Annotated in this window: 21 protein-coding genes and 1 pseudogene; 9 read left to right on the forward strand and 13 right to left on the reverse strand. The window is 67.2% G+C overall.

What is annotated here, in order from left to right; genetic code table 11:
- Positions 1-56: 56 nt before the first annotated feature.
- Positions 57-908, reverse strand: a complete 852-nt coding sequence (locus OG933_RS15170) for a helix-turn-helix domain-containing protein (RefSeq protein ID WP_405627458.1) — start codon at positions 906-908, stop codon at positions 57-59.
- 65 nt (positions 909-973) lie between these two features.
- Positions 974-1,243, reverse strand: a complete 270-nt coding sequence (locus OG933_RS15175) for a hypothetical protein (protein ID WP_405627460.1) — start codon at positions 1,241-1,243, stop codon at positions 974-976.
- Positions 1,244-1,690: 447 nt separating this feature from the next.
- Between OG933_RS15175 and OG933_RS15180 the strand changes: the two genes are divergently transcribed.
- Entirely contained in the window at positions 1,691-2,248 is a 558-nt protein-coding gene (locus OG933_RS15180) for a hypothetical protein (RefSeq protein ID WP_405627461.1), read from the forward strand.
- An 837-nt stretch (positions 2,249-3,085) separates the two neighbouring features.
- Here the strand turns inward: OG933_RS15180 and OG933_RS15185 are convergent.
- Positions 3,086-5,389, reverse strand: a complete 2,304-nt coding sequence (locus tag OG933_RS15185) for a S8 family peptidase (RefSeq protein ID WP_405627463.1) — start codon at positions 5,387-5,389, stop codon at positions 3,086-3,088.
- On the opposite strand from OG933_RS15185, the gene OG933_RS15190 reads away from it, so the two are divergent.
- Positions 5,381-5,557 carry a hypothetical protein gene (locus OG933_RS15190; protein ID WP_405627465.1) on the forward strand — a complete coding sequence of 59 codons (177 nt, stop codon included), beginning with the start codon at positions 5,381-5,383 and terminating at the stop codon, positions 5,555-5,557. The two genes, OG933_RS15185 and OG933_RS15190, sit on opposite strands and share 9 nt — an antisense overlap.
- Here the strand turns inward: OG933_RS15190 and OG933_RS15195 are convergent.
- Positions 5,548-6,486: an AAA family ATPase gene (locus OG933_RS15195; RefSeq protein WP_405627466.1), complete on the reverse strand. Its 939-nt coding sequence runs from the start codon at positions 6,484-6,486 to the stop codon at positions 5,548-5,550. The two genes, OG933_RS15190 and OG933_RS15195, sit on opposite strands and share 10 nt — an antisense overlap.
- 511 nt (positions 6,487-6,997) lie before the next feature.
- Here OG933_RS15195 and OG933_RS15200 point away from each other — a divergent pair.
- Complete coding sequence (locus OG933_RS15200; protein WP_405627468.1) at positions 6,998-7,696, forward strand: hypothetical protein; 699 nt, start codon at positions 6,998-7,000, stop codon at positions 7,694-7,696.
- A gap of 1,093 nt (positions 7,697-8,789) precedes the next feature.
- Complete coding sequence (locus tag OG933_RS15205) at positions 8,790-9,044, forward strand: hypothetical protein (protein ID WP_362526151.1); 255 nt, start codon at positions 8,790-8,792, stop codon at positions 9,042-9,044.
- A gap of 29 nt (positions 9,045-9,073) precedes the next feature.
- On the opposite strand, the pseudogene OG933_RS15210 reads toward OG933_RS15205, so the two are convergent.
- Together OG933_RS15210 and OG933_RS15215 are read right to left on the reverse strand one after the other, a co-directional pair.
- Positions 9,074-9,601 (reverse strand): annotated as a pseudogene (locus OG933_RS15210) (integrase); the annotation flags it as partial.
- 700 nt (positions 9,602-10,301) lie between these two features.
- The gene (locus OG933_RS15215) at positions 10,302-11,177 is read right to left on the reverse strand and encodes a LysR family transcriptional regulator (RefSeq protein ID WP_405627469.1); all 876 of its coding nucleotides are present in this window, start codon (positions 11,175-11,177) and stop codon (positions 10,302-10,304) included.
- Between the two features lie 80 nt (positions 11,178-11,257).
- Between OG933_RS15215 and OG933_RS15220 the strand changes: the two genes are divergently transcribed.
- Positions 11,258-11,752, forward strand: a complete 495-nt coding sequence (locus OG933_RS15220; RefSeq protein WP_405627470.1) for a cupin domain-containing protein — start codon at positions 11,258-11,260, stop codon at positions 11,750-11,752.
- 164 nt (positions 11,753-11,916) lie between these two features.
- Positions 11,917-12,279 carry a DoxX family protein gene (locus OG933_RS15225; protein WP_405627471.1) on the forward strand — a complete coding sequence of 121 codons (363 nt, stop codon included), beginning with the start codon at positions 11,917-11,919 and terminating at the stop codon, positions 12,277-12,279.
- A gap of 83 nt (positions 12,280-12,362) precedes the next feature.
- On the opposite strand, the gene OG933_RS15230 is transcribed toward OG933_RS15225, so the two are convergent.
- Both OG933_RS15230 and OG933_RS15235 read right to left on the reverse strand, forming a co-directional pair.
- Complete coding sequence (locus OG933_RS15230; protein WP_405627473.1) at positions 12,363-12,725, reverse strand: hypothetical protein; 363 nt, start codon at positions 12,723-12,725, stop codon at positions 12,363-12,365.
- Positions 12,726-13,064: 339 nt separating this feature from the next.
- Entirely contained in the window at positions 13,065-14,024 is a 960-nt protein-coding gene (locus tag OG933_RS15235; protein ID WP_362526139.1) for a helix-turn-helix transcriptional regulator, read from the reverse strand.
- A gap of 390 nt (positions 14,025-14,414) precedes the next feature.
- Here OG933_RS15235 and OG933_RS15240 point away from each other — a divergent pair, with 390 nt between their 5' ends.
- The gene (locus OG933_RS15240) at positions 14,415-14,624 is read left to right on the forward strand and encodes a hypothetical protein (protein WP_362526137.1); all 210 of its coding nucleotides are present in this window, start codon (positions 14,415-14,417) and stop codon (positions 14,622-14,624) included.
- Positions 14,625-14,771: 147 nt separating this feature from the next.
- Complete coding sequence (locus OG933_RS15245; RefSeq protein WP_405627474.1) at positions 14,772-15,662, forward strand: GAF and ANTAR domain-containing protein; 891 nt, start codon at positions 14,772-14,774, stop codon at positions 15,660-15,662.
- Here OG933_RS15245 and OG933_RS15250 read toward each other — a convergent pair.
- The 4 genes from OG933_RS15250 to OG933_RS15265 all read right to left on the reverse strand — a co-directional run bounded on the left by OG933_RS15250 (position 15,651) and on the right by OG933_RS15265 (position 22,429).
- Positions 15,651-16,739, reverse strand: a complete 1,089-nt coding sequence (locus OG933_RS15250) for a LacI family DNA-binding transcriptional regulator (protein WP_054239937.1) — start codon at positions 16,737-16,739, stop codon at positions 15,651-15,653. The two genes, OG933_RS15245 and OG933_RS15250, sit on opposite strands and share 12 nt — an antisense overlap.
- Before the next feature lie 95 nt (positions 16,740-16,834).
- Positions 16,835-19,291 carry a beta-galactosidase gene (locus OG933_RS15255; protein ID WP_405627475.1) on the reverse strand — a complete coding sequence of 819 codons (2,457 nt, stop codon included), beginning with the start codon at positions 19,289-19,291 and terminating at the stop codon, positions 16,835-16,837.
- Positions 19,291-21,045 carry a glycoside hydrolase family 35 protein gene (locus OG933_RS15260; protein WP_405627477.1) on the reverse strand — a complete coding sequence of 585 codons (1,755 nt, stop codon included), beginning with the start codon at positions 21,043-21,045 and terminating at the stop codon, positions 19,291-19,293. The genes OG933_RS15255 and OG933_RS15260 overlap by 1 nt, the downstream gene beginning before the upstream one ends.
- 268 nt (positions 21,046-21,313) lie before the next feature.
- Complete coding sequence (locus OG933_RS15265) at positions 21,314-22,429, reverse strand: MFS transporter (protein WP_405633398.1); 1,116 nt, start codon at positions 22,427-22,429, stop codon at positions 21,314-21,316.
- 575 nt (positions 22,430-23,004) lie between these two features.
- On the opposite strand from OG933_RS15265, the gene OG933_RS15270 reads away from it, so the two are divergent.
- A complete protein-coding gene (locus tag OG933_RS15270; protein WP_405627479.1) occupies positions 23,005-24,531 on the forward strand; it encodes an acyltransferase in 1,527 nt (508 codons plus the stop codon).
- A gap of 277 nt (positions 24,532-24,808) precedes the next feature.
- On the opposite strand, the gene OG933_RS15275 is transcribed toward OG933_RS15270, so the two are convergent.
- Positions 24,809-25,972, reverse strand: a complete 1,164-nt coding sequence (locus OG933_RS15275; RefSeq protein ID WP_405627481.1) for a Ku protein — start codon at positions 25,970-25,972, stop codon at positions 24,809-24,811.
- Between the last annotated feature and the right edge of the window lie 20 nt (positions 25,973-25,992).

Below are 25,992 nucleotides of genomic sequence, written 5' to 3' on the forward strand. Positions count from 1 at the left end.
GAGCAGAGTATTCCCATGCGTGACCGATGAGCCAGGCATCTTGAGGAATTATTCCTCTAACGGGTGGCGAAGTCTTCCATCTCCCGGAACTCCTGCATCACCCGGAGCAGGAGCTCTCGTGCCTCATGGCCAAAGATCGCAGCCTCTTCGAAGCGCCGGAAGGTCTCCTCGTAGGCGGCGACCTCGTCGGAGTCGTCCAAGACCCGCTCACCACGGAAGGACTCGACAACGACCGCCCGCTGGTCACACAAAGTGAATCCGTGACGAGGCATGACCGGCACCGCTCGCCGCCAGGGGATCACCCCGAGGCGCACAGTGCTGAGACTCTCGACGGCCAGGAGCCGGTCGAACTGGGCGAGCATCAGCGAGGGGTTCCCCGGCCACGTCCGCAACACGGCTTCCGTCAGCACGAACGCCGACTCCCGCCCCGGCTCGTACAAGAGGCTTTGCCGCTCGACGCGCGCAGCGACAGCCCGACCGACCGCCTCATGCGTCGAGTTCGGCGCGCTCGCGAAGACGTGCCGGGCGTACTCCGCACCCTGAAGCATGGCCGGCAGAACAACGCACTGGAACGAGCGAACCAGCCGAGCAGACCGCACCGCGGCGTCGAGGACTGCCCCAGCAGGAGCCTCCTCGCTGGACGCCTCGACTGTGTCCGGCGCGACTTCCACGGCGACCAGAAGGTCACGCACCTCACGAGAGGTTGGCTCGTCGAGGTCAAGAGCGAGCGACAAGCGGCCCAGGACGTCGAGGCTGGGAACCATGCGTCCGTTCTCTACCTTGGACACGGTCGGCTGCCCCACGCCAGCACGTTGCGCAAGGACGGCACCCGTCAGGCCAGCCTCCATACGAAGACCTCGCAGACGCGCCCCAAGCGTCTTCATCAGCTCTCGTCGCTCACTCCCCATACCCAGGTTCTACACCACGGCGCAGCGGTCTCCCGATGCACCGAGGTCCATCCGTCCCGCAGGCCTCAGGAAGCGTCCTCTTCCAATCGCACCCAGGCCAGTTGCTCGTCACTGAGCAGAGGAGAGAACCCGTCGGGGGACGCCATCATGAGGGGCTGAGGCCACATGTTCTCGGCCCCATGTCGTTCGCAGTGCAGGGCGATGAGGTGCGCCCCTTCGCCACAGCCGTCGTACCAGTAGAAGCGGTCATGGGCTTGACAGAAGTACGAGAACGCTGAGCAGTCGTCCTCGTCTACCGGATCATAGAAGTCCGGATCACACACAATCTGCGTCACGGGCTCCTGCCGGTTGAACCTAGGGATGGGTCTGGGGTCACGCCACAGCAGTCGAGATGGGAGCACGCAACCATCTTCGCTCTAGGCCCGCCGCTGCCTGACTTGCTCACCCGGGAAGACACCAGCAGCCGGACCATGATTCAAACTTTCTCTACTGGTTCAAGGCGGCTCGCTGCGCTCCCCGCGCGTGGCCCGGCCCCCGGCCGGGCCTGCGCTCCTGTCTCCGCCCCGCTACAGCCCGGCCGGGGGCCGGGCCACGCGCACCAAACAGGACCTGCCAACGTTGCTGCATCGACCACACTGCCGCCAACGATCCGGGGAAAATACACCTACAGCAAGAGCAATGGAGCGGTGGTCTCTCGAGTGGCGGACTCCACCTCACAGAGAGACAATGATAGTTAAAGGCCCGGGCTAGCTTCATTCACCTTCCCGACGGAGCGTAGGGCCATGGACGACTCACCCGATGCATCAAAGAGCGGCCTCAAGACCGGCGATGTCTCAGATGCCAGCGATATGGCACCGGGGAAAGACCCGGAGCGCCTCCATTTGGCATATGATGCCGCCCTGGGATTCCTCGCGAAGCAGGATGCCACCCTTGCCAACTTGCGCAATAGGGCCGTCACTTTGCTTACGATCGCGGCTCTCGTAGCGACTTTCGCGTCAACTGTCGGACTCGTAGTGACAGACCCGTCACGTGGGCGAACTCTCCCAGAGTGGGCAGCGATTTCGCTCCTGGTGGTTCTGGTTGCGATCGGATATGTGGCGATTCGGATATCTTGGCCGGTCATATTCTACTTCGGCCCAACGCTTGCCGATATTCTCGATCCGCGCTATACGGACACTTGGAGCAGTCCCATATCACCTGCACTAATAAACAAGTTGAAGTCCTGCATAGACCGAAACAATGAGGTCCTAAGGTTGCGGTCCAAGCTGTTCGAAGTAGGGGCCCTGCTTCTCCTTGCGGAAGTGGTCATTCTCCTCGCTGCCACATTGTCAGACATGTAGCCAATCCTTTAGGGAGTTCCCGTGCCCGGTAATGACGTGCGAGCCCCCATGGCAGACGATCGGTTCGAAGATGAACCGCCAGGCACTAATTGGCCGACAGCCTTCCCTGTACCCGCAAGGTTCAACTTTCGAGTCGTCGCAGCGCCAAGCCCCGAATGGATCACCAGCATAATCGGACAACAAAGCAGGCTCTCACTGCAATCTGTAAAGCGACTCAAGCGCAAAAACGTTTTTGAGGTACAAGTGGTCGGCGAAAATCTCTCAGTCATTCATCGAGCCATCGGGAAAATACGCGAGGAACAGAAACGACTGGGCTCGCGAGGATGACCTTCCCAACCCCTCCGCAGGCCCCGCATCGCTCATACGGGCCGGCCGCAAACTGCTTGCGGTGGTGGACTGCACCAGCAGCGTGGTTGAGGCAGGTGGGTCTACAGCGAGGCATACGCGCGCCTAGTCGTTCTGGCTGGCCCGCCGCCGTGGTTGACGGTCGTCGGTTGAGGTTCAGACTGCGCGCTACGAGCACATCTGCCTCCAGTCGAGTGCACCGAGCATGGCCTAGCCGTCCGCGGTCACGGCAGCCAGCCCAAGGCAGCGCTCCCGCCCGAGTTGCTTCGGGACGAAGAGGTCACTCAGATCGCGGGGGAAGCACCGGGGAACGACGGGCAGCTGCGGTGAGCGCGCGCCACGAAGGCCCCTGACCGATTTACCTGGTCAAGGGCCTTCGACACGTGCGGTGGGCGTGGGATTTGGAATCCACGGTGACTTGCGCCACGACGGTTTTCAAGATTGCTCGAGTGGGCTGACACGACCATTGAGGCTCCGCCCGACCTTTGGGTGCTAGCCGCGCGCTTGAGCGCGCACCGCAGCCTGCGCCTTCATTGTTCGGATCTTCGTGCGAAGATCCGCGTATACGGGAGGCAAGTCGTCTCCCACCCACAGGCGGACAGCGATGGCGTACGGCTGCTTCCTGGTAGCTGAATCCCATCTGTTTACATTCTGCACAGCTAGGACAAATTCCGAAGAATTCTCATTGAATTTTTTCAAGGCAGATCGCCACACGAGTTGACCAACCTGGTTGGCGCCAGCCGATCTTGCAGTTCGGCTAGGCTTCAACGGAATTCTTTGCCTATCGGGAAGACTTGACAGTGTCGGCAGATTTTTCCCAATCTGCTTCCTTGCCTTCCGGGCTTCCTTTTCCTCGGCCAGCAGCAGGTCAATCGTCGCACTCGGACTAACACCACGCAGCAGTTCGAACTGCATTCGGGATCCCAGGTAATCCATCCGGCGAGCCCGCACGGGCGGATCGTAGCAGAGGGAAATAGTGATGCCTCGCTTTTCACGACCTGAAGCAAAGAACGCCTCTGGAATGGGCACCGTGTAGATATGCACCGAATCAAGCGGAATTATTTCTTCGGCGAATAGAACCGTGTCCCTGTCGCCGCTGAGAACGCTGCGCTCCTCCGATACTTGGCCGTATCCGGACAGCCGGAGCCTCTGGCTATCCCGCGCGCCATCAGACGTGCCGTCGGCATCCTGCAACGGCGAAACCCCACCCGTCACGGACTGCAGAACTAAGGCCCTGATCAGATTTGACGACGCTTCTGGGTAGGCTTCCTGCACAACAGCGCAGGCGCGTGCAACATGGGGTGCGGCCAGGCTTGTGCCTACGTCGTAGGAAACCACAGCCTGGCTGTCAAGCCGTCCATCGGCAACAGCAATCATAAAAGCGTCTTCACGCTGTAGGTCATTACCGTCGATACCTTGACCGAGTGTTCCGGCCGGCGCGTTAACCTCGGGCTTGATCGCACCGTTGATTCCTGGACCGATCCGCGAAAACGGGGACGGCCAACCCGGTTGACCAACAGGGGCCTTCCCGAGCGGCGCTGGCCTAAGAGAAGGAACCGCACCACCGACGGTTAGCGCGAGAGCCGCCGGCGCAGGATCCAGGAGCCCACCATTGGGACTCTCGAGCAAGCGGTATGGGTAGTCACTGCGGAATTTTTCATCGAGCACGCCCGAATACTCCGCTGGGATGACGTTACCAGTCGGCACAATGAAGACCACGCCAAACTTACGTGCCAAGCTATCCAAGACCGCGGCAAGCGTTGGCGCCCGTTCACCTGCCATGACCCCATCTTCGTCACCAAGGCTCAGATTGATCACCTTGACACCCTGGGATGAAAGGTATGCGACGGCGTCCGTGATTTCGGACTGAGGCAGTCTGCTGTGAGGCATCCTGTTGTCAGCGTCCAGTACGCGAACTGAAAGAATACGACAGGGAGGAATCTCCCACTCGCCAGACGCTAGCTGTTCCTCAATGGATCCACGAAGCAAGATGCTAGCAATGTTAGTGCCATGCCCGTGCCTGTCAGCACCGTCATCGAAAGAACCACTAACTGTCGTCGCATCTACGATGCAGCCACGCAGAAGCGGGTGCTCGGACTGAACTCCACTATCAATGAGACCCACAACGGGGGCATCTATCGGCGCAATAGGAAGATCTGCCACCTGTTCCAGGTTGACATCGGCAGGGCTCAAGTGACCAGTATTTCCGTCTGCCAAAGTATCGACCTTGGCAATCAGATCGACATCCAACAGCCGCGAGATGATCTCTACCGGCGCCGTGGCTCTCAGCAGAGAAACACCCGCAGCTGGACTCGAAAACGAGTCGTGTACTTCTACGCCAAGATCTACTAGAGCGCCATCGATCGCACCGACCCAACTATCGGCCTTTTCTTGATCTCCCGGATGCCATACTTCAATATCAACTGTCAGCTTCGCGCTCTGATCTTCTTCTAATTGCGCGAGCCGAACATCAAGCGATGAACCGACCCTATCGGCCCGCCCATATGGTCGCACACTGGCTATGTTATCGAAGAAGGCCTCGTAAGTGGCTGTCTTAGCATCCTTTTGCGGACCCTTCGAGTAGACATCGAGGCGGCGCAAGAACTCCGTCATCTGAGGGTCATCACTAAAGGCAACTACACGGCTAGCCTCTCTTGCTTCAACAATCCGCAAGCCAGATCGGCTCCAGTCGGCTTCATCAGTCGGACCAACCGTTTCAGCACCGATCTCAACTACAAGGATCAGTCGAGGATCGATGCCGAGAGCAGGCTCGCGCTGTTGTAGTTCATGGAACACGAAGTCGAGATCGCCATGAATGTCGTCGCCATGCTTCTTCCGGTCGTCGAAGCGGCGCCCAGAACCCCGCTTTTGCGCCTTGCGTCTAGCTCCTTCAACTGCGGTTCGATCGATCTCCAGATGTGGAAGCGCAGCGGACTCGAAGATTGGAAGCGGAATCAGGCCTGAGATTTTCCTGCCTCCTTGTACCTCTTCTTCCGGGCAGCAGCGCTACTCACTATATCTTCTGTTGAAATCAACTTAGCGCCAGCCAGGACCGACTTACGCATTACGTCCAAGCACACTGATTCAATTTCCGCGTGACTCATCCCGGCCAGAGCGCGGGATACTTGCTCCTTGTTTACTTTGTAAGTAAACTTACGCAGCTTTATTTCCAGGAGCGCGCCAATTTGACCCTGGGTGGGATGACGGTAAGTGAGAACTTCATCGAATCGCCGCCACATTGCAGCGTCAAGCGACGTTCCATGATTCGTAGTCGCTATGACCAAATTATCCGCGTTATATTCCTCTAGCTGCTGAAGAAGAACGGTGGAAACACGCCGCATTTCGCCATGGTCGGAGTCCTCACGCTCCCCCGCGAACATGTCGATTTCGTCGAAGCTCACTACCCATCGACCGCTCTCGGCGTACTTAAGAATCCGTTCCAAATGTCGAGCAGTCTGCCCTAGATAGGATGATACGACCGCAGACAGCCGCACCTTCACCAATGGAATTCCCAGTGCATAGGCTAGAGCTTCAGCAGTGCGAGTCTTTCCAGTACCACTGGGTCCCGCTAGCAGCAATTTACTCCTGGGGCGCAACCCATAGGCTGCAAGTCTGCTGGCATGACGCTGTTCATTGAGGATTTCCCTCAAAGCGGTGACGCTCTGTGGTGTGAGCACCAGATCATCCAATGAGATCAATGGCTCACTCACGGTGACGAGCGGTACATCCTCGTCACTCAGAGGTACGGGTGCCAGATTGTTGACCGTCATGGGCCTGCGGCGTCCCCGGCTGGCAGCAGCCCGCTCCAGCCGGCCCGCGAGACCGGCTGGCTGACGACCGCTGTCATGGAGGGCGGACCGGACGGCGTCGGTCAACGAGCTCTCTTCATCCATCCACAGAGTCTCAGCCTGGTCGCTGGCAGCCACTTCGATCCTCTCAGGGGCTCGCAATGATGTCCCTGGTGACACCTTCCCAGCGCTACCATACCCAACACTCGGCCGGTTCCACACAGTTGGGCCGAAAGAGATGTGGATAAATGAACGCGTGTCTGGGGTGTAACAAGATGGCAGAAAACACCGTTGGCTACTCGCGAGTAGAGTATCCCGAATTGCTGACTGCGATCAGAGCCGGACTGTTCAAAGTCGTAACGGGCAATGGAATCGCAACTCTCAGCGGATCCTGCCCTCGTTGCGGCCATGAATTCTCGTGCAGTCTCTCGGTGAGGCCTATGATCGTCACGCCCGGTTCCTACGTGACTGGCCAATCCTCGGCCGGGTCTCTGACAGCCGCCCCGCAAGAGCACACCATCTTTTGCGCGTGCACCTATGAGCACGAAGGCCGGCCAGCGGAAGAATCTGGCTGCGGCGCCATGACAAGAACTCTCCTTCAGCAGAAGGTTCAGCCATGAGTGCATCGCGAGATAGGGGGTCGGACCTCGATCTGAGCGGCGTCCCAGCTGATCAACTCGAGTTTCTGCCTTCTCCCAATCCAGCAACCCCCGACGATATCCGCTGGGCTAGGCTGGCAGATGAGGCCCGGTTCAATGGGCTGCCGGACATCCAACGATCAGCAGAGCGCTGGGGCGCGACAATCCTCGTAATTACGGGCTTGTTGACGACGCTTACCGCTGTTCGAGGTGCATCTGATCTGGCTGCCCTTCAGGACCTCTGGCCTTACAAACTCCTGGTTGGTATTCTAGCTGGAATTGCCTTGCTGCTCGCGGTGGCCAGTGTTGTTTGGGCGGCCATGGCTGCCCAAGGACAGCCCGTCGCCATCATTGTGAGCGGACCTAGGTATGCAGAAGAAACCATCAAAGCGACAAAAGTAGCCAGTAGCCGACTCAAGACGAGCCGCCGCCTTGCGCTCGTGATGGTCCCTTTCTATATGGCGACCCTAGGCCTGATGGCGTACGCCCCCCAGAAAAGCGATGAGCCTGCAAAGATCAATGTGACTGACAATGTGGGCGGAAACTATTGCGGCCTTTCCGCCAAGCATGAAAAAGACATGCTGATTATTGTAGGAGAGAAGGGGGTGGTCGCAAGAATTCCGATTCTCAGTGTCACCAAGATTTCTTCCGTGGATGAGTGCTCGAAAAAGAAATAAGACTAACGCCTGCAGCGTCTGCCGTCAGCAGACTGCACCCACACGGGCTGTGTCCCTCCACGACGAAGGTGCCGTTTGCGTGGAGGCACTGGGGGCCAGAACCTCAACGAGGCAGACGGCATGTGCCTGCCCATCCACAGTGCCCGCGTTCACTGTGGCCGCCCTCGTGGCGGCCTGTTGAGGTCATTGGACGTTGATCCGTAGCCCGCGGATTCCGCCCGCCCAGACGGTGGCCTCCCTGGCACGCTCAGCCTGTGCGTCGGCGGCCGGCCGGACGCACGAGGACTCACGTTGGATCCCAGCGGGACGGGGAGCGAGGAGTAAGGGCATAGCAAAAGCGCGATCGGAGGCGTAAGGATCACAATAGTCAGGCGGTATGCCCCGAAAACGCATCCGGGGCCGCATCGGCTATACACGCCAGCTCATGCAGCACAACCAGTGAGGCTCCAGCCGTCTCTGCTGCTTGCCATCGTTCGTATGCCTCGTGGAGTCGGTACCGCATAGCCTCGTACTCCGGTTCTGCTCCGCCCGCCTCGGTTTGATGACCTCTTATCTTCCGACAGTGCCCTCGAAGCTTGAAGCAGGCATACGCCATGAAAGACGACCTCACCGGGCCGTGGACTATTCGTGGACTCGGGCCATCAGATCCACCTTCGGCAAGGCCCCTACCTGCTGCTTTATGCAGACCCGGAGCGGCCTCCGGAGGCGTGTGCGCAGGTTCGAATCCTGCCGGGGGCACCTTGGATTAGGTGCCCAAAGACCCCGCCACCAGCGCGAACGCTGAGGACGGGGTCTTGGCGTATGTGCAGGCGTGTGCCGCTCGGAGCGGGCGTATGTCGGAGCCCGTGGCCTCTTCGCGGCCGGGCCGCAGGGCAGAAACCGCAGGTAGACGCCAGGAAACGACGAGGCCCCCGGAGTGAAGTCCAGGGGCCATCATGCCGCAGGTGCGCGTGTCGGAGCTGTGTCGAAATCTAGGCCCGCCGCCGACCTCCGTCCACGCCGGCCCGGCGAGACGCCCGCTTGGGCCAAGCCGACATGCACCTTGACCGCCGACCCGTAAGGCTGAAGCAACGTCACACGGCTAGGGAGCACCATGCCTCACGAACAGTGCCAGGCAGCAAAAGCCAAACTCAAGCAAGCAGAGCAGCGAAAGAATCGCCTTCAGAGAGACCTGACAGAAGACGAAGCGAAGCTCGCCCACTTGAAGGCGGAATCGCATCCGGACGCTGCGGCGATCGAGGCCCAAGAGCGCATGGTCGAGATCGACCGACGAGTCCTGGGAGCGGCCGAAGTGGAAGTCACCGGCTTTGAAGAGCTGGTTCACGCCCTCTGTGATGACCTGCCGTAGTCGTGCCGCTCAGGACGGCTTGAGTACCCTCACAGCGACCAGTGAAGGACCTTAGCGTCATCGGTCGCCTTGGCCCGCGGCCAACGGCGACCGTCAGGGTCTCCTCCCCCAGCTTCCCGTACGTGGCAGATCAGTTCACCCGGCCCGGACGCGTCGAGAAGGTCAGCGTCGTTTCCCAAGTGGCGAGTTCGAAGGAGTCGACGAGGCGCGTCGCGCCGTCGCTCAACAGCGTCACGCACGCGAGAGTGTCGAGCGGCACCGCCCCGGCGAGGCATGTTCGGCCGCTCACGGATCCGGGCCAGCGATCCAGAGGGCGTCGCGGTACTCGGCCAGAGCGGCGGCATGCTCTGGTGAGCCGGTGACCAGTTCGTCGACCCGCCCGCGAAGTCTCTTGCCGACCTCGTCCAGGCGCTGGTCCGTAACGGCAGTGGTCTTCCCGTCCTGCTCGGCGGGGAGAAGCGTCGAGTCACCGAGCACGAGGTATTCCAGAGCTCCCGCGCCGGCCCGGACGGCGACGACCCTACTGGTCGGGCCGCCCGACAGGTCAGGTCGCAACTGGAAGACGCATCCCGAGCGCCTTCATCAGCTCCCGCCGTTCACTCCCCATATCCAGGGTTCTACCTCACGGTGCACCAAGAGCCGGGCCCACCAGCGTTGACGATCACTATCAGTAGCTGGCCATGATTCAGAGTTTCTCTACTGGTTCAAGGCGGCTCGCTCCGCTCCCCGCACGCGGCCCGGCCCCCGGCCGGGCCTGCGCTCCTGTCGGCTCCGCGGCTTTACGCAGCCACTTTTGCGTGAGCCTCGAAGATCATGGCCCCAACGTCGGGCTTTAGCGGGCAGGAAGGTCCACAGGCTGCCCGACGCGCCGGAAGCTTACGGGGCCATGATCACTCGCGCGAACCGGGGCAACTCGAACCGTCAATCAGACACACCGGCGGTCCTTAGACGAATCCCCAAGGACCAAAAGAACACCGCCCGCGAAACACGTGCCCGGTCCGAGCATCAAGACGAATGCATCGCTCTGTTTGTGCTGGATCACATCTCAGAGGTCGTTTTTAGAGGGGGTGCTCATTGAGCACTCTACGACTGAATTTGGCGTGTCTGCACAGGGAAGCCCCGGTTCTGTGGTCCGCCCGACCGACCGTGGTGCCGTCGGGCAACTCGCATACCGGCGATCATGTCCGTACCGCGTCCACCGCGTGACCTTCAGCTGCACGAGGCCCCCTTCACTCCGGGCTTGAAGCATCGCGGCAGCTACGCCTCGAAACGAGGGCGTTCTCCATCGCGGTACGCGGCTGTCGCGATCTCGATGAACGATCGGATCAGCGGGTTGGTGTCACCCTCGTTCCACGCCGCCACCACTCGGCTCGGCGCCATGTCGATCAGCGGGACCACGGCCAGCTCTGCGGGCAGGTCGTGCCCCAGCGGGGCCAGGCCGACCGTGCCGTTCCACAGCACGGCCTGCAGGCATTCCTGGACGACGCGCACCACTGGGCCCTCGCGCGGCACGCCGCCGTTCCAGTACGACTGCCAGATTGGGTCGGTTCCCTGCGGGAACTGGAACCACTGGCGTTCGCCCAGGTCGACCAGTTGCAGCCGGCCGCGGCGGGCCAGCGGATCGTCGGCGCGCAGGACCACGCCCACCGGATCGGTACGCAGCTCACGCACCGTCAGGGAGGTCTCGTCGAACGGCGCCCGGGTCAGGGCGACGTCGACCAGTCCGGCGCGCAGCCCGCAGGTCGGGTCGGTCAGGTCGGTGTCGCGGATGCGGATGTCGATGCCGGGATGCCTTCGACGGTAAGCGGCGGCCAGCCTGGTCGCTCCCGGGTCGGTGCTGTCGCCCAGGATGCCGACGGTGAGGGTCGCGACGCCGGCCGCCGCGCTCACACGTACGCGGACGCGGTCGGCCTGGTCGAGCAGGGCCCGCGCCTCGTCGAGCAGTACCGCGCCCACCGGGGTGAGCGTGACGCCGGCAGGCGAGCGGGTGAACAGCGGGGCGCCGACCTCGGCCTCCAGCTGCTTGATCGCCCGGCTCAGCGGCGGCTGGCTCATGTGCAGTCGAGTGGCGGCCCGGCCGAAGTGGAGTTCCTCGGCGACCGCCACGAAGTAGCGCAGGGTACGTAGCTCCACGCTGCGACGATACCCAAGCGGTATCGGCGGTGCGGAATGGGTCTTGGACAGTCGCGGATGCCTGGCGGTGCACTCGGAACATGACGGAAGAAGCGAAGACCAGCGCGCCGCAGGCCGACCCCGCCGTATCGGTGGTCGGTCCCGGCGACGGTGAGACGATCGTCCTGGGCACCACGCGCATGCGCATCCTCGAAGACGGCAGCCATACCGGGCACCGCCTCGGAATCGCCGAGTCCGTCCTCGCCCCGCACACCCCCGGACCGCCGCAGCACCGCCACGCCCAGCACGACGAGGGCTTCTACATCGTCTCCGGCACGGTGCGATTCACCGTCGGGGACAAGGACTACGACGCCGCCACGGGCGCGCTCGTGATGGTCCCGCCCGGCGCCCCTCACACCTTCGCCAACATCACCGACCAACCCGCCGTCATGCTCAGCACGTTCACCCCCGACCTGTATGTGCAGTACTTCCGCGACCTCCGGAACGTGGTCGTCAGCGGTCGGCCGCTCACGCCACAGGCCGGCATCCAGGCGATGAGCCGCTACGCGACCGAGCCCGCCACCGACCTCACCTGAAGCCGGCTGGACGACACCGCCCGGCCGCCTCCACCTGACCGGCGCAGCCGGGGCGCTCCGCCTTTCACCTTCCGGGTCACTCAGGCAACGGCTCGGGCCTTCTCCAGGGGCTGCCCTGGGAAATCGACGGGTCACCCGCAAGCCGGTGACCGTGGACGGGAATCATGAACATCGCGTATTGGATCGTCGCCGGACTGCTCGCCCTCTTCTACCTCTACGCAGGCGGGATGAAGGTGTTCCGTAGCCGAGATCAACTCCGCCCGATGATGGCCTGGGTCGATCGCATGCCCCTGCCCGCGGTCAGGGCGCTGGGGACGGTCGAAATACTCGGCGCGGCCGGGCTGATCCTGCCGCCTCTGACCGGCATCGCACCCTGGCTGGCACTGGCCGCGACCATCGGGTTCGTGCTCCTGCAGATCGGTGCGATCGCCGTCCACCTGACCGGCGAGGACCGCCGGATCACACTCAACGTCGGGCTCATCGCCACCGCGGCCGTGGCCCTCTGGCCGGCCACCACCTGGCTGTGATCGAGCACGGTTCTCGACCGGTGGATGTGCCTGCGAGCCAGGGCGGGCCTGGATCCCCTGGTCGCCGCAGCTTTGGCGCGCCGTCATGTCGGGATGAAGCCCGGCCACCAGGGCGGGACGTTGCCCGGGCATCGAGGGGCAGGGTAGGAGTCGGCCACGCCGAGCCACGTCACCAGGAACCATGTGACGAACACGGTGAAGACGAGTCCCGCGGTCAGTGCTGTGCCTGGACGACGCCTTCCCAGGGTGCGGTAGAGGACGACCCAGGCAATGGCTACGCCGATCCATATGAGAGGGGCGAGCAGCAGCAGCGTCAAGCTGTTGGCCGCTGCGTTGACGCCGATGTCGCACGCGGTCCAGACCCTGCCGATGGCGGCGATGGAGACCACCGAGGCCAGGCCCCCGAAGAGGGTGCCCCGCAGCGTCCCTCCGGACCGAGGTCTCACGGGCCTCGGCGGTCCGGCTTCCGGCATCGTCTGTCTCCTCTCCTCGGAGTGGCGGAGACCAGCAAAGTGCAGGAAGCGGTTCCCCTGGCGCTGCTTCCCGAGCCGTCGTGAGGAGTTGCGTCCGCCGGCGCGCGACCGCACGTGCCCGCGGTGGGGTTGAGGACCACGTCGGACGGACAGCCCGCCAGCCGGAGGGAACGAGGGGGGTGCCGACTCGGTACGGGACCTCCGGACCTCCGGACCTCGGGACCTCAGGACCTCAGGACCTCGGGACCTCGGGACCTCAGGACCTCGGGACCTCGGGAGGACGCGCCATCGTCCTTTCCAGGCACCCGGAACTCAATGCCCCTTGTGCGGTGGTGGATCCGGCGCGGTGGGGCCGGGCCTTCGGGCCTCGGGGGGTGGGGGCCCGGTGGGGTGCGGGGTCGGTGTGGAGTGCCTGGTCACGTAGGTGTCCAGGGGTTCCAAGGCGCCCCAGGCCTGGTCGAAACTGTCCGCGAAGTACGCCAGGAACTGGGGATTTTCGACGCTGAATCCGGTCAGTTGTCGGCGACCCGCGCCGGAGAAGGAGAGAAAGGTGACCGTGTCGTCGATGAGGCCCATGTTGTACCAGGCGCAGGAAGCGCTCCACGGCATGACGCGTGCCTCGTAGGTATAGAGATCCTTGACCTCCTCCTGGTGTTGCCTCAGCCACTCGAAGTAGGTCGCTTTCGGTACGCCCTTGCGTTCGGGGACGCCGATGATGCGCCTTACGCTCGCGCACTCGGCGGAATTGTCCCTGGCCCACTGCAATACCGTGTCGTAGTACGAGGCGGGTTCCGTGGATCCCCATTGGGTGGGCGGGTGGAGCCGCACGTAGGTGAGGCGGATTTCGGATCGGGCCGCGCGAATGTGATCGGCCACGGCCTTGTAGAAGGCGGGAGGGTTCGGGTAGCACACCATCTCCGCCTGGGAGGTGCTCCGGAACGCTTCGGAAAGGTCCGGTCCCGTGCCGAAAGCCCCTGGTTCCCGGCTCGCGTCCGGGGTGTCCCGCCTCAGCTCGTCGAGTTCCGTCTTCGCCGCACGCCACAACCCGCCCCAGTGCGCCCAGTCGCCCCCGAGCGCGGCCACCAGACGACGGGTGACCGTCTCGCTCGCGAGGCGGTGCCCGTTGAGCACCTCGGAAACGGTCGCCGGACTGCACTGGGCCCGCGAGGCGATCGTCTTGACCTGAGGCTCACCGGCGGTGATGCGCAACCGTCGTAACTCCGCGGCGAAGCGCCGCACGGGCGGTGTCTCGGAATGCTGGTTGGTGCCCATGGTGCCCCCTCTCATGCACAGCCCACCGGCTCATGCATACCCCACCGGGCGGATGAGATCGTCCCACCAGATCCTTCGAACGCGCAGCGGTTCACGGAACTTCATCGGGCTTCACCGAACTTCATCGGACTTCGTCGGCTTCATCGAGCTTTACCGAACCTCGCTGGAATTCACTGCTATTCGCTGCTATGCGTTGCCCTTCGGTCAGGAACGGCGTCTTCGCAGGTGGCGGAGAGCCCGCGTTCGGCATCGTACGTACGGGATGCGCTCGGGTTCCGTGTCGATCGGGACATCCCGGAATCCGTGGACGGCCGGCCGGGGGACTGGTCGAATGGCCCCCATCTCAGGCAGGACAAGACAGCAGGACAGGACGGGAAGAGGTGAGGGTGCGTGCGCATCAGCTTTCGGGCCGTGCTTCACGATCACTACATGGGATTCCTGGCAATTCTCGTGACCGGAGTCATTCTGATCATCGCCGGGAACGGGATCTCGGAATCCACGTCGATCTATCTGGACTGCGTACTCGGTGTGGCCGGCCTGGTCGCCGCCTATGCGCTCACCGCGCCGCCCGGCCCGCGCACCGCCCCGCATCCGCTGTGACGCGTAAGCCGGCGGGTTTATTCGGCAGGCTTCCGGTTAGGCGTTGGCAGTGCTCGGTAAGGAGGTACGCCCCCGGCCGGCCGGGGAGCGCCCGCCGGGTTCGCTGTCGTCCGTTGCTCGGACTCACCCCGGATTGGAGTCCTTGGTATGAGCCAGCTGTCCCGGCACCCTGCCGAAGGAGGCTCGGCGGCCGATGTGTCCGGCTCCCGGTCCCGACAGGGAAGCGGACCGCAGTGGCGGCAGGACGATCTCGATCTACGCAACCGTCTGTACGGCCGCGCCGGGGTCGCCCGTGCCGAGGGGGTGTTGCTCGACCGCTACGGTCTCGGCTCCACCGATGAGGCGTTCGCACTGATGAAGAACGCCTCCCAGCAGTTCAACATCAAGCTCTCCACGCTCGCCGACGCCGTCGTGCGCACACCGGCGCCCGATGCCGACGCCGAGCTGTGGTTCCCCGGCCGGGTGCGGCGTGGCCCGCCCGCGCTTCCCGGGCTCCCGGTCGAGCGTGGCAACGGCACCAGCCAGGGCGCCGTCGTCGCGGCGACCCTGCAACGGGTGCTGTCGATCACCCAGACACCCATGGGCAATGTCCAGCTGAGCGAGCGAGGTCGGCTCCGTCTGGCCCGGCACACCGGTCTGAACAGGTATTTCACCGACTTCTTCGCCTTCGTCGACACCGCGACCACCTCCTGCTCGCAGGCGGCCGAGCAGCGTCGGCAGGTCACCGTGCGGGACGTGGAGTCGGCGCCGGTGTTCGACGAGGCTTCCCGCCACGCCATCCTGCAGACCGGCAGTCGGGCCGCGCACAGTGTTCCGCTGGTGAACCGGCTGGGCGTGCCGCTGGGAATGGTGTCCTCGCATCACGAGCGGCCGCTGACCGGTTTCACCCATGCCGAGCTGGCCGCCCTGCGGCAGACCGGCAGCGATGTCGGCCGGTGGCTGGCCTGGCACTGGAACACCGTCGTGCTGGACGCCCTGGAGCATCTCCATGCCGCGGCCTTGCGGGGCCCGCGCGATGGAACCCGGTCAGACGCGTGACCCCGGTCGGCGTGGGCCGGCCGTGCTGTGGCGGACGCACAGGTCGACGGGGACGATCGTGAGCGGGCTGCCGGGGGTCGACGGGCTGTCGATGCGGTTCAGCAGGATGCGGAGGGAGATCGTGCCGATGTCCGTGAAGTCCGTACGGATCGTGGTCAGCGGGGGAAGGAAGTGTGCGGCCTCGGGGATGTCGTCGTAGCCGACGACGCTGACGTCCTCCGGGACCCGGCGGCCCGCCTCGTACAGGGCGCGCAGGACGCCGAGGGCCATCTGGTCGTTCGACACGAAGACGGCGGTGACGGACGGGTCCTTCGCCAGTTCGCGGCCCAGGTCGTAGCCGGAGTCCGCGCTCCAGTCGCCGAAGACAGGGGTGTGCACCTCGGCTCCGGCCGCCTCGAGGGTGGTGCGCCAGCTCTCCGCCCGGCGGTCCGCCGAGGTCCAGCCCGCCGGGCCCGCCAGGTGGTGGACCGTGGGGTGGCCGAGGGAGAGGAGGTGCCGTGTGGCCTTGCGGGCGCCGGTGCGGGCGTCCGAGGTGACCATCGGGGTGCCGTCACCGAGGTCGTTGTCCATGACGACCAGGGGGGTGTCCAGGTGGGCCTCGGCGAGCGCGCGGGCCACCCGGACCTGGGGGGCGATCGCGATCACGCCGTCCGCGCCCTCCGCCGACAGCCGGTCCGCGGCCCGTACCACCGTGTCCCGGTCCGCGGTGTCCAGCGCGATCGAGCTCACCAGGTAACCGGCCTCCTGCGCCGCCGTGTTGATGGCGGTCAGGGTGGAGGCGGGGCCGTAGCGGGCCGCGTCGAAGGAGATCACGCCGAGCATGCGGGTGCGGCCGCTGGCCAGTGAGCGGGCGCTGCTGCTGGGGCGGTAGCCGAGGGTGCGCATGGCCGCCCGGACCGCCTCCCGGGTCTCGGCGCGGACGGCCGGGTGGTCGTTGAGCACCCGGGAGACCGTCTGCTTGGAGACTCCGGCCAGTTTCGCGACGTCGTCCATGACCGGACGTGAGCCCGCGAAGTTGCGTCTGCTGCGTCCCCTGGACGCCGGGCCGGCCGGGCCGTCGGCGGCGCTTCGGGTCATGGTGGGGGCTTCTTCCTCGGGACTGGTCCGGGGCCAGTCGCGCTGGGCCGCCCGGCGGACCCACAGGATAGGCCGGGCGGACGAGGAAGCGCGGGTCAGGTCGTGCCGAGCCGCCAGGTGCGGGTCGTGATCCGTTCGGCGTGCCGTACCTCGGCGATACCGGCCGGCGGGGTGACGGGCAGGTGGACCGCCGCGTCTGCGGCGAGCGGCAGGATTCTCAGGGTGAGCGGCTCACCGGGCGGGAGTCGGTCGAGCGCGATGTCCCACGGGCGGCCCGTGAAGAACTGGTCGGCGACGAGTGTGTCCCCCACGTAGGCGCGGGCCACGTCGCCGGTCCAGTGCAGGCGCAGCAGGTCGGAGCCGGGCGGGGTGGGGGTGCCGGCGCGGGTCGCCGGTACGTCGGCGCGGGTCGCCGGTACGTCGACGCGGTAGACGGCCGCCTTCGTGTCGTAGTGCTCGTCGGCGGGGGCGCTCGCCCGGCCCAGTACGCCCGTCTCCGGGGTCGGTGCCGGGCCCGCCGGGCGGAGCGCGGTGAGGGTGACGGCGGGGACGGTGGGCGCGTCCTCGTCGGGGACGAGTGTGTAGCGGGTCAGGGCGCCGTCCTGGCTCTCCTTCACGGTGGCACCGGGTGTCGTCGGCGGGCGGGGCGGGGCCGGGAGGACGGAGAGGGAGACCGAAGGGACGGCCGTGCGGGCGCGGGGCCCCTCGTCCTGGGAGGTGCGGGGGTGGATGCGTACCTCGCCGTTCGGCGCGTCGAAGACCACGCCCTCGGGGCACAGGACGAGCCGCCGCGCGCCCCAGGCCTCGCCCCGGTAGGCGGTGCGGGCGGTGGCGGCGTCCAGGACGAGGAGGGCGACCCGGTCGCCGGCCGGGGTCTCCGTCTCGACCAGGGCGTCCGTGCCGGGGCGCAGGCCGGTGATCAGGATGCGGTCGCCGTCGGCCACGGTCGCGACGTCCGTACCGGGCGGGGTGGCGACGGACCTCACCGTCCGTGCGTCCAGGGCCAGTTCGGGCGCGATGCCGTCCGTCGCCGCCAGGACCAGGACCGTACGGCCGTCGTCGTCCACGATCGTGCAGACGGGCTGGGCGGTGGCCCAGTCCAGGCGCAGGCCCGCCACGTCCAGGCGCAGCGGCCAGCAGAAGTAGGCGCCCGTGGGGACGGTGACGGGGATGCTGGGGAGGGTGAGGGGCGGGGCGTCGGGGAAGCCGATCGTGAAGCTGGTGTCCGGGTGGTCCGGGAGCGGCTCGTGCGGCTGGTGGTTGGTGACGAAGAGGAAGCCCGAGGTGCGCCCGTCGCCGCGGACCGCCCAGCGCAGGGTGTCGCGGTCGTGCTGGCCGCGCGGGCGGCCGTCCGGCAGTACCGACCGCATGGGGGCGATCACCTCGCCGAAGTCCGCCAACAGCAGGTGCTGGAGGCGCAGTTCGTCGTACGAGGGGCGGTACTGGCCGTATTCGCCGAGGGGGGCCTGGAAGTCGTAGGTCAGGACCGGGAGGTCGTTGGGGTAGGCGGTGGCGTGGGACTCCTGGAGGGTCGTCCGCTCCCCCGCCGGGTTGGTGCCGCCGTGGAACATGTAGTAGCCCTGCCAGACCGAACCGCAGCCGATCTTCGTGAGGCCGAGGGCGCCGATGTCGGGGGCGTCGACCCGCGGACGGCGGTGGTAGGCGACGGCCATGCCACCGCCCAACTCGCAGGTGGCCCAGGGGAATCGGTCCGCGTGGGTGTCGGGATCCGTGCCGCGTACGGTCGTCGGGCGCAGGTCGGCGCCGATGCCCTCGTCGTCGCGCTGGTGGGTGAAGAAGAAGTGCTTGCGGCAGGTGTCGGGCCAGCCGCCGTCGGCCTCGGTCCAGAAGGCCTCGGGGTAACCGCCGTAGAGGGGCAGCAGTTCGTCGTCGGGGAGGTGGACTCCGCCCCATGCCGTCGAGGTCCACAGGGGGGCGCTGAGGCCGGCCTCCTGGGCCATGCGCTTCAGCGTGCGGAGGTGGCCGGGCTGGTCGTAGAGCTCGTTCTCGATCTGGATCGCGACGATCGGGCCGCCGTGCGCGCGGTCCAGGCCGTCCAGTTGTGACGCGATCGCCTCCCACCAGGGGCGGACGGCGGTCAGGTACGCCGGGTCGTCGGTGCGGGGGGCCGCGGTGCGGGCGAGCACCCAGTCGGGGAGGCCGCCGCCCCGGACCTCCGCGTGCGACCACGGGCCGATGCGGGGGATGAAGTCCAGGCCGTGGCGGGCGCAGAGCCGGGCGAAGCGGCGCAGGTCGCGGTCGGCGTCGAAGCGGACGCGGCCCTCGGTCTCCTCGTGGTGGATCCAGATGACGTACGAGGCGACGGCCGTGACCCCGCCCGCCTTCATCTTCAGCAGCTCCTCCTCCCACTCCCGGGCCGGGTACCGGGAGTAGTGGAACTCCCCCGAGACGGGGAACCAGGGGCGGCCGCCCCTGGTCAGCCAGCGGCTGGTCACCTCGACGAGGTCGGGGGCGGTGGAGGCGTCGGCGAAGGGGAGGTGGCCTCGGAGCGGGGGCCCGGAGGGAGGCGGAAGGCTCACCCGGTGCCGCATCAGGACCGCTCCGGGCCGAGGTCGGGGGTGTCGGTGAGGTGGGCGTCCAGGGTGGTGGTGCCGTGCAGTTCGAGGACGACCAGTTCGTTGGCGCCGGGGCGCAGGGCGGGGGCCGGGACGTAGAGGGTGCGCTGCGGGCCGCGGCTCCAGTAGCGGCCTAGGTGGAACCCGTTGACCCAGGCCTGGCCCTTCGTCCAGCCGGGGAGGGAGAGGAAGGTGTCGGCGGGGGTCCGCACCTCGAACGTGCCGCGGTGCAGGGCGGGTTCGGCGGAGGTGGGGTTCTCGGCCGGGGTGAACACGGCGGTGACCGGTACGTCGTCCAGGGGCAGTGCGTGGGAGTCCCAGCCGTGCAGGGGTGTGCCGTCGAGCGTGACCGGGCCCAGCAGGCCCTTGGGGACGCCGATACGGGGGCCGTAGTTGACCCGGCCCATGTTCTCCACGAGCACCTCGAGTACGGCGTCGGGGCGGGGGACGTGGACGGGCAGCGTCTCGTCGTAGCGCTCGCGTTCGAGGACGCCCGCGGGGGCGCCGTCCAGGAAGACCTGGGCGCGGTCCCCCACTCCGCCGGCGAAGTGCAGGAGGCCGGCCCCGGGGGCGGGGACGGTGGTCCGGTACAGGGTGTACCCGGAGCGTTGGTTCAGCTCGTCGGCGGAGCGGGGGTGCGTGGCGTGCACGGGGCGGTCGGCGAGCGGGAGGAGCGGGGCGCGGTGGGTCAACCGGACCGTGGTCGGGGGGAGTTTGGGCGACGGGGCGGGCACCGGCTCGTCCGGGACCGGGGCGTGGCGGGCGATGACCTCGCGGAAGGCGTGGTACTTCGGGCCCGGGTCGCCGCTCTCGGTGAGCGGGGCGTCGTAGTCGTAGGAGGTGACCGTGGGCACGTAGGCGTGGTGGTGGTTGGCGCCGTTGGTGTAACCGAAGTTGGTGCCGCCGTGGAACATGTAGATGTTGACGGAGGCGCCCGCCGAGAGGAGCCGGTCGAGGTCGGCGGCGGCGTCCTCGGCGTCCCTTCCGTGGTGCGGGCCGCCCCAGTGGTCGAACCAGCCGATCCAGAACTCCCCACACATCAGGGGGCCTTCGGGCTGGGCCTCGCGGAGCCGCCGGAGGGACTGGTCCACGCGGCTGCCGAACGTGCCGGTGGCGAGGACACCGGGCAGCACGCCGTTCTTGAGGTGATCGCCGTCGGTCTGGTCGCAGGTGAAGAGGAGCTCCTCGACGCCGCGTTCGCGGAGCGAGTGCTCGAGGTGCTTGAGGTAGGCGATGTCGTCGCCGTAGGCGCCGTACTCGTTCTCCACCTGTACGGCGATGACCGGGCCGCCCGACGCCGCCATGTACGGCAGGAGGGGTGGGAGGAGGAGGTCCAGGTAGCGGTCGACGACGTCCGTGAAGCGGGGGTCGCTGGTGCGCAGGCGGATGTCGGGGTCGGTGGTGAGCCAGTGCGGCAGACCGCCGCCGTCCCACTCGGCGCAGATGAAGGGGCCGGGGCGGAGGAGGACGCGCAGGCCCTCCGCGGCGGCCAGCCGCAGGAAGCGGGGCAGGTCGAGGAGTCCGTCGAGGACGAGGGTGCCGGGTTCGGGCTGATGGAAGTTCCACGGGATGTACGTCTCGACGGTGTTCAGGCCCATGAGGCGGGCCTTGCGCAGCCGGTCGGTCCACTGGTCGGGGTGGACGCGGAAGTAGTGCAGAGCGCCGGAGAGGATGCGGAACGGTTCGCCGTCGAGGAGGAAACCGTCGGAGGTCGTGGTCAGGGCTGGCATGCGGGTCCCTTCGTCGGAACGGACGTGCGGGTGCGTACTCGTGCTCGGTCTCGTGATCGGTCTCGTGCTCGGTGTCGGTGTCGTTGTCGGTCTCGTGCTCGTGCTCGTGCTCGTGCTTGTGCTTGTGCTTCGGGGGGCCTGCTCGTCGGGGCGGACGTGCGGGTGCGTGGGTGTGGGTGTGGCTCGGGATGCCCGCGGGTCGGCGACGGGCTCGGCCGCACCGCCCCGGGCCGGCGGTGCCGCGTGGCGGCCGGGAGCGGCGGGGTGGTCACCGCGCGGGCTTCGGGCGGGTCGCTCGGGTCAGCCAGAGGGTGGCCGCGAGGCAGACGGCGGAGACGGTGGCGAGGAGGAGCGGGACTGCTCGGACGCCGGACCACTCGATGACCTTGCCGAGTGCCGGGCCCGCCGCGACGCCGCCCATCATGGACGCGGCGATGACGACCGCGCCGGCCCGGCGGGCGTGCGGGGCGGCCCGGTGCAGCCAGGGCAGTCCGGTGGGGAAGATCGGTGCGATGAAGAGGCCCACGCCTGCGTAGGCGAAGGGCGCCAGGTCCGGTACGGCCGCCAGCAGAAGGCAGCCGGTCATGCCCGCGCAGGACACCGTGATGATGGTCTGGGCGGAGAAGCGCAGCGCGATCGGGGCGACCAGGAATCGGCCGACGGTCATCATCAGCCAGTACACGGAGGTCGCGGTGGCCGCGACGCCGGCGCCGTGCCCGACGGTCTCCAGGTGCGTGGGTTCCCAGCCGCCGACACCCGCCTCGATGCCGACGTGCAGGACGTAGAGGGTGACGAAGACGGCGAGGACGGACCGCAGGGCGCGGTCGGCGGGCGTGGACGCCCCGGTGGACGCGGGGCGCCCCGGGGGCTGCGGTGACCGTGGGGGGCTGTCGCGTACGCCGTGCAGACAGAACAGCAGGGGCAGGTTGGCGAGCGCGAAGACCAGGAAGACGACGGGGTAGTGCTCGGCGCCCACCACCGCGATCAGGACCGGGCCGAGGATCGCGCCGATGCCGAAGTGGGCGTTGAGGATGTTGAGCATCGCGGTCGAACGGTGGCCGAAGCCGACCGCGAAGAGCTGATTGAGGCCGTAGTCGATTCCGCCGAAGCCGAACCCCGCGAGGAGCGCGGCGGTGAGGGCGAGCGGCCAGTTCGGCGCGACCGCGAAGCCTGCCGACCCGACGGCCATCAGCAGATACGAGGCGGCCAGGATCCGCCGGTTGCCGATACGGCCGTACAGCCGGTCGAAGAGGAGGACTCCCGCGACCCCGCCGACGAAGTGAGCGCTGAGCCCGAGGCCCGCCACGGAGGGCGAGAGCCCGAACTCCTCGCGCAGGCCCGGGATCGCGGGGCCGTAGAACGCCTGGAGAGCGCCGATGAGCATGAAGCCGACGCAGGAGGCGACCACGGCGGACGGGGTGAAGACGGGGGCGGAAACAGGGGCCGGGGCGGGGACGGGAACGGGGACGGGGGCGGTACTGATACCGACGCTGGTACTGGTGACGTGGGTCGTGCCGTCGGTCGCGTCGCGGGGCCTGTCGTCGGTCGGGCCGTGGGTCGTGCCGACGGTGGAGTCCGGCGTGGGCGGGCCGGCCGGGGCGCGCTGCGCCGTGGGGTGGTCGGTCACGCGGACTCCCGAGGGCGGACGGCCCACCTCTGCGTGGGCGTGCGGTTGGTGCTCCGACGGACAACGATGTTACCGGTAACATGCGCAGCGTCAAGATGCCTGACGCGTAGTCGGTGCTCTTGGACTCCGGGTCTCCGGCCGTTGTCAGTGGTGGCTGTCAGCATGGGTGCAGGGTCGAAGCGCCGCCGGGGCTCACGGACGCGGCGCGGACGGCGGCTGCCCGACCGCTTCTTCGGGTGGGAGCGGGCCGGCCGGTGTCGTCCCGGGTACGGCTTGGTTGCGACAAGGACTAGTCGCCGCAGGGAAGTTGGGGGGCGGGCAGCATGCGACGTATGAGCCGAGACCGGTATGTCGACTTCCTGCGGGCGTGGGCGATCCTGCTCGTCGTGCTGGGCCACTGGCTGATCACCGGGCTGATCCGGCATCCGGACGGCGAGATCACCGCCCCGGAACTGCTGGCGACAGTGCCCTGGACGCAGTGGCTGACCCTGGGCTTCCAGATCATGCCGTTGTTCTTCCTCGCCGGTGGACATGCCGCCGCAGGCTCCTGGGCGCGGGCCCGGGCCGCCGGCGGGAGCGCCGCGGGATGGGTGGGGCAGCGTGCCGTGCGGCTGCTGCTGCCCACGGCCGTGTACAGCGGCCTCGTGCTGCTCGCCGTCGGGGTGTGCTCCGCGCTCGGCGTGGACCGCGCCACCCTCGCGCTGGTGGGGTGGGCGATGGCCATGCAGTTCTGGTTCCTGCCGGTGTATCTGCTGCTCAGCGCCCTGACTCCGGTGCTGTACTCCCTTCATGAACGGTGGGGCCTGCGCGTCCCTGTGGGCATGGGTGTGGTGGGTCTCGGTGTCGGCATGCTCGTGGCGGCGGGCGACGCGCCCTCACGCGGCTCGGCCGTCGAGGCGATCGGCGCGCTCAACTACCTGCTCGTGTGGGGCGTCGTCTACCAGCTCGGTCTCTGCTGGCGGGACGGGCTGCTGGGCGGCGACGGGGGGACGGCGCCGCGGGCGCGGGGACGGGCGGTGGCCCTGGCGGTGGGGGGCGGGGCGGGGTTCGCCCTGCTCGTCGGGCCCGGTCCGTTTCCCGTCAGCCTGATCCTGGTGACCGGGGAGGAACTGAGCAACACCAATCCCCCGTCGGCGGCCATGCTGGCGTGGAGCCTGGCTCAGGTCGGGGTGGCGCTGCTGATCGCACCGGTCGTGCGACGGGTGCTGGAGCGGGCCCGGGTGCGGCGGGCGGTGCGGGTACTGGGGGCCGGCAGCATGGCGCTCTACCTCTGGCACATGCTGCCGGTGCTGATCGTCGCCGCCGCCTTCTATCTGACCGGCCTCGCCCCCGAACCCCGTTACGGCTCGACGGGTTGGTGGGCGTTGCGGGTGCCGTGGCTGCTGATGCTGGGCGTCGTCCTGGTGGGGGTGGTGCGGGCGTTGCGGCCGGTGGAGCGGGCGTTGGCCTCCGTGGAGGTGCGCGTGCGGCCCGGCGCGGGGATCCGCGGGGCGGCGGCCTGGCGGATGTGGGCCGGGCTCGGCGTGAGCGTCTGGGCGCTGACGTATTTCGCGGGGCACGGGTTCGCGTACGGCGGCGAGTTCCCGGTGCGGCCGGCCGTGGGGCTGGCACTGGGCGTGGTCACGCTGTGCGCGGCCTTCCCCCGCCGGGACGACGGAAGCGAGGGGAGCGACGGGAGCGACGGGAGCGAAGCGGACGACAACGACGGCGGCGCCGAGGCCCAGGAGTCAGGGCGAACAGGGCGAACAGGGCGGTCGGGGCAGGCCCAGCCGTCGGGACGGGCCCTCCGGGGTCGAGGGGCGCCGGAAGAGGCTGCCCGGCTTGGGCGACCCCCCGCCGAAAGGGAGACCCGCAGCTGAGGGCGTGCGGTCGGCGAGGCGAGTGAGGAGCGGAGGAGTTGAGGGCGAGGTGGTGGGGGGGGGAAGTGGTGCGGGCGCAAGGTGGCGGGGGGGTGAAGTGGTGCGGGGGCGAGGTGGCGCGGGGGCAAGGTGGCGGGGGCGAGATGGCGCGAGGTTGAAGTGGCGCGGGGTTGAAGTGGCGCGGGGTTGAAGTGGCGCGGGGTTGAAGTGGCGCCGGGGGCAGGTACCGCCGGGGGGAAGGTGGGAGGGCTGAGATGGGGGTGGGCTTCGGGCGGGGTCAGGCCGTGCGTTTGCGGGCCGTCGTCGTCTTCTTCGCAGCGGACTTCTTCGTCGTCCCCTTCGCCGTCGTCCCCTTGTCCGTCGTCTTCTTCGCGGCGGCCTTCTTGGCCGTGCTCTTCGTCGCCGCCGTGCTCTTCGACGCCGTTGCCTTCTTCGCCGGCTGCGTCGACCTCGCCGTCTTCGACGTCGACTTCCTCGGCGCCGCGGTGGTCTTCTTCGCCGTCGCCGTCGAGGTCGACTTCTTGCCACCCGTCCCCTTGGGCGCGGCACGGGCCGACCTGCGCTGCGAAAGATGTCTGACCTCGGCCTCCGACTCCGACTCCGACTCCGACTCCCGGTCCGTCTCCTCCGTCTCCTTCTCCGAAGCGGCCTTCTCCGGCTCCTCGCCTCGCGACTGCTTCGCCGCCCGCACGCTCTTCTCCAGGGCCGCCATCAGGTCCAGCACCTTGCCGCTGGACGGCGCGGACGGGGCCTCGGGGGGTGTCTCGCCAGCCGCCTTCGCCGCCACGACCTCCTCCACCGCCTCGCGGTACTCGTCGTGCAGGTCCTCCAGATCGACCTCGCCGAGGGTGTCCATCAGGGCGTCCGCGAGGTCGAGTTCCTTGTCGCGAACGGTGACCGAGGTGTCCGGGGCCACGCCTTCCGGCGCGCGGACCTCGTCCGGCCACAGCAGACCGTGCATGGCGATCGCCTCGCCGACCACGCGGAGCATGCCGAGCCGCTCGCGGCCGCGCAGGGCGTACTTCGCGATCGCCACCTTGTGGCTGCGCTTCAGGGCCTCCCGGAGCAGCGTGTACGGCTTGGCCGCCGGGGCACCGCCCGCCTGGAGGTAGTAGGCGGCGTCCATCTGGAGCGGGTCGATCCGGTCGGCCGGGACGAAGGCCACGATCTCGATGGTCTTGGCGGTCGGGAGCGGCAGATGGGACAGGTCCTCGTCGGTGATCGGGATGATCGTGCCGTCCGCGTCCTCGTACCCCTTGCCGATCTCCGCCGAGCTCACCTCGCGGTCCTCCAGCTCGCAGACCTTGCGGTAGCGGATGCGGCCGCCGTCCTCCGTGTGGATCTGGCGGAAGGAGATCGAGTGGCTCTCGGTGGCGTTCACCAGCTTGATCGGGATGCTGACGAGGCCGAAGGAGATGGCGCCGTTCCAAATGGATCTCACGTGCAGCGCCCTCCTGAATG

It is taken from the genome of Streptomyces sp. NBC_00016 (genome assembly GCF_045040885.1).
In the GTDB taxonomy this organism is placed as follows: Bacteria; Actinomycetota; Actinomycetes; order Streptomycetales; family Streptomycetaceae; genus Streptomyces; species Streptomyces coriariae.